Source organism: Clostridium sp. AM27-31LB (assembly GCF_003480745.1).
GTDB classification, from domain to species: Bacteria; Bacillota; Clostridia; order Lachnospirales; family Lachnospiraceae; genus Butyribacter; species Butyribacter intestini.
Genome location: NZ_QUJS01000002.1, coordinates 1 through 2953 on the forward strand (window position 1 = coordinate 1; position 2953 = coordinate 2953).

A 2953-nucleotide genomic window follows, 5' to 3' on the forward strand; every position below is an offset into this window, starting at 1 on the left:
AAAGCCCGATTTGTCGAGATGTTTGGAACACTCCATGATAATGAAAATGGGTTTGATATAGTGACAATAGAGGATGTTTGTTCTTTGATAAAAGATGGAACTCATCAGACTCCACAATATACAGAGGATAAAAAAGAAGGTTATAAATTTTTATCTTCTAAGGATGTTATGTCGCAGAAGGTTGATTGGACTAATATTAAGTATATTCCAGCAGAATTACACGAAAAGCTGTACGCAACTATAAAACCGCAAAGAAATGATATTCTTATGTCAAAGAATGGTGTTAATTATGGCGTTGCAGCGGTTAATGATACGGACGAGGTGTTTGATATATATGTCAGTCTTGCATTACTTAGACCAAAGAAAATAATTGACCCTGTATTTTTGAAATGCGTAATTAATAATCCAGAAACAAAGTGGCAGTTTGACTCGAGTATAAAGGGGATTGGAGTTCCTAATTTACATTTAGGAGAAATAAAGAAAACACGAATGTTTCTTCCACCAATCGAACTTCAAAACCAATTCGCCGATTTTGTACGAGCCATCGACAAATCAAAAGTTGCGATTAAAAAGTCATTAGATGAGACACAGATTTTGTTTGACTCATTGATGCAGAAATATTTTGGATAAAAATTGAAAGGAAACAGAATGTATGATTTTATATCATGGAAGTAATGTGCTGGTAAGTACGCCTAAAATACTTGTTACTAATAGGATGCTTGACTTTGGTGCTGGTTTTTATACAACCTCAAATAGACAGCAGGCTGTTAAATGGGCGAAAACACAGACTATTCGACGAAGAAAAGGGAAGCCGATTGTTTCTATGTATGATTTTGATGAAGAAAAACTGGACGGAATATCTGTTTGCAGATTTGAATCGGCTGATAAAGAGTGGTTAAATTTTGTTGCTGATAATCGGAAAGGAAAGTATGTTGGTGAAAAATATGACTTGGTAATAGGACCGGTTGCAAATGATAATACTATGCCTGTTATAAGTAATTATATGTCTGGAATAATTGATGAAAAAACAGCATTGATTTTGTTAAAACCTCAAAAGCTTTCAGACCAATATGCTTTTTTAACAGAAAAAGGAATTTCAATATTAAGATTTTTGGGTGGTGAGAATGTATGACAAAAAGGACAGAACCATCAATTCTTCAAAATTTCGATACGGAAATTGCGGAGTTGATAGCAAAAAATCGTGGAATTTCCATAATGGATGCTCTTAGGATATTTCTTGCATCTAAAACGCATGAAATGTTAGAGAATGACGAAATGAAATTGTGGTATTTTAGTCCGTTGGCGGTTTTTGATATGTGGGAAAATGAAGAAGCAACAGGAGATCCAGGAAATTCTTTATATTTGCGAGGTGATGAGATTGAGTAAAGAATTTAGATTTTTTACATTTTTAATTGAAAGCTATGCAAGGGAAAAAAATATGTCGGCATCAGATGTTTTAAAAATATTAGATGAAAAAAATCTTACCGATTTTATTTTTAATATGTATGAAATATATCATGTAGAAGCCATAGAAAACGCATATATGGACATTGACAGTCTTATTAAAACAGGAAAAACAGCATGGTAGTTATGATAAAATTTGGTTAATTAATCTATTAACATAATATAATTAGTCAAAAAATTATTGATTGACCGAGCTAAAAGTCAAGAAGATGAGACATAGAAATGCTGAAAACCCGGTAAGTTTGGATTTTTTATAAATTTCATAAAGCAAGAAAATTTTCTTGTAATTTATTGATATTGCAAATGCAGGTGTAGGATGTTGGTATCTTTGAAAGGGGATATTAACATGGAAGAAAAAATCGTATTAGTATTAAATGAAATGTCAGAGTATTTAACTGTAGAACAGATGAAAAAACTGCAGGAAGTAATAGTAAAAACATTTGCAGAAAACGAAGCACCTAAAACTGAAATATCAAATGATGAGTTTTTAAAAATGTTTCTTGATGCAAAGAGGATAGAGGGATGTTCAGACCGAACTATTAAATATTATAGAGTCACGATAGAGCATTTGTTAAAAAATGTGATAAGTCCTATCAGAAAAATAACAACGGAAATGATGAGGGCATATCTTGTTGATTATCAAAAAATAAATAATTGCGGAAAAACGACGGTAGATAATATACGAAGAAATATTTCAAGTTTCTTTTCGTGGTTGGAAGAAGAGGATTATATTTTAAAAAGTCCGATGCGGAGAATACATAAAATTAAAACTCAAAAAACAGTAAAAAATATTATCTCGGATGAAGAAATTGAGAAATTGCGTGATAATTGCAAAAATATCCGTGATACGGCAATGATTGATTTGCTGTATTCTACCGGGATAAGGGTAGGCGAGCTTGTAAAATTGAATATTGAGGATATTGATTTTTCGGAGAGAGAATGTGTTGTTTTTGGAAAGGGAGATAAGGAAAGACGGGTTTATTTTGATGCAAAGTCAAAAATACATTTGAAAAATTATATAGAAAGCCGCAAAGATAACAATCCTGCTTTGTTTGTAACTTTAAATGCACCATATGACAGGCTAAAGATAAGCGGAGTTGAAATAAGAATACGGGAATTGGGGAGAATGTTAAATTTAGAAAAAGTTCATCCACATAAATTCAGAAGAACAATGGCAACGAGAGCGATAGATAAAGGTATGCCGATAGAGCAGGTGCAAAAAATACTTGGACATTCTCAGATAGACACAACAATGCAATATGCAATCGTAAATCAAAATAATGTAAAGGCATCTCATAGGAAATATATAGCTTAAACAGATTTTAGCAAAGCGAAAAGATTTATAAATTCATCTTCAATGATAAGAGTTTGCTTCGGATTGAACGAGCCGAAAGCGAGATAACAATTCGGATTGAACGAGCGTAAAGCGAGGGATGCTTCTTGACTGAAAGTCAAGAAGATGAGGTATAGAAATGCTGAAAACTTAATA

At 32.4% G+C, this 2953-nt stretch carries 5 protein-coding genes; all 5 read left to right on the forward strand.

The genetic code is table 11. From position 1 onward, the window contains the following. Positions 1–630, forward strand: a 630-nt coding sequence (locus tag DW721_RS03550; RefSeq protein WP_182436190.1) for a restriction endonuclease subunit S, incomplete at its 5' end; no start/stop codon positions are given. Positions 631–652: 22 nt separating this feature from the next. Then, positions 653–1132 (forward strand): DUF3990 domain-containing protein, encoded by a 480-nt coding sequence (locus DW721_RS03555; protein ID WP_118744849.1) that lies wholly within the window; start codon positions 653–655, stop codon positions 1130–1132. Beyond that, the gene (locus DW721_RS03560; protein ID WP_022013498.1) at positions 1129–1386 is read left to right on the forward strand and encodes a hypothetical protein; all 258 of its coding nucleotides are present in this window, start codon (positions 1129–1131) and stop codon (positions 1384–1386) included. The genes DW721_RS03555 and DW721_RS03560 overlap by 4 nt, the downstream gene beginning before the upstream one ends. Further along, positions 1373–1588 carry a DUF3791 domain-containing protein gene (locus tag DW721_RS03565; RefSeq protein ID WP_243020669.1) on the forward strand — a complete coding sequence of 72 codons (216 nt, stop codon included), beginning with the start codon at positions 1373–1375 and terminating at the stop codon, positions 1586–1588. The genes DW721_RS03560 and DW721_RS03565 overlap by 14 nt, the downstream gene beginning before the upstream one ends. A 222-nt stretch (positions 1589–1810) precedes the next feature. Continuing rightward, positions 1811–2779, forward strand: coding sequence for a site-specific tyrosine recombinase/integron integrase (gene xerA, locus DW721_RS03570; protein ID WP_118744850.1), 969 nt, complete (start codon positions 1811–1813; stop codon positions 2777–2779). Positions 2780–2953: the final 174 nt, after the last annotated feature.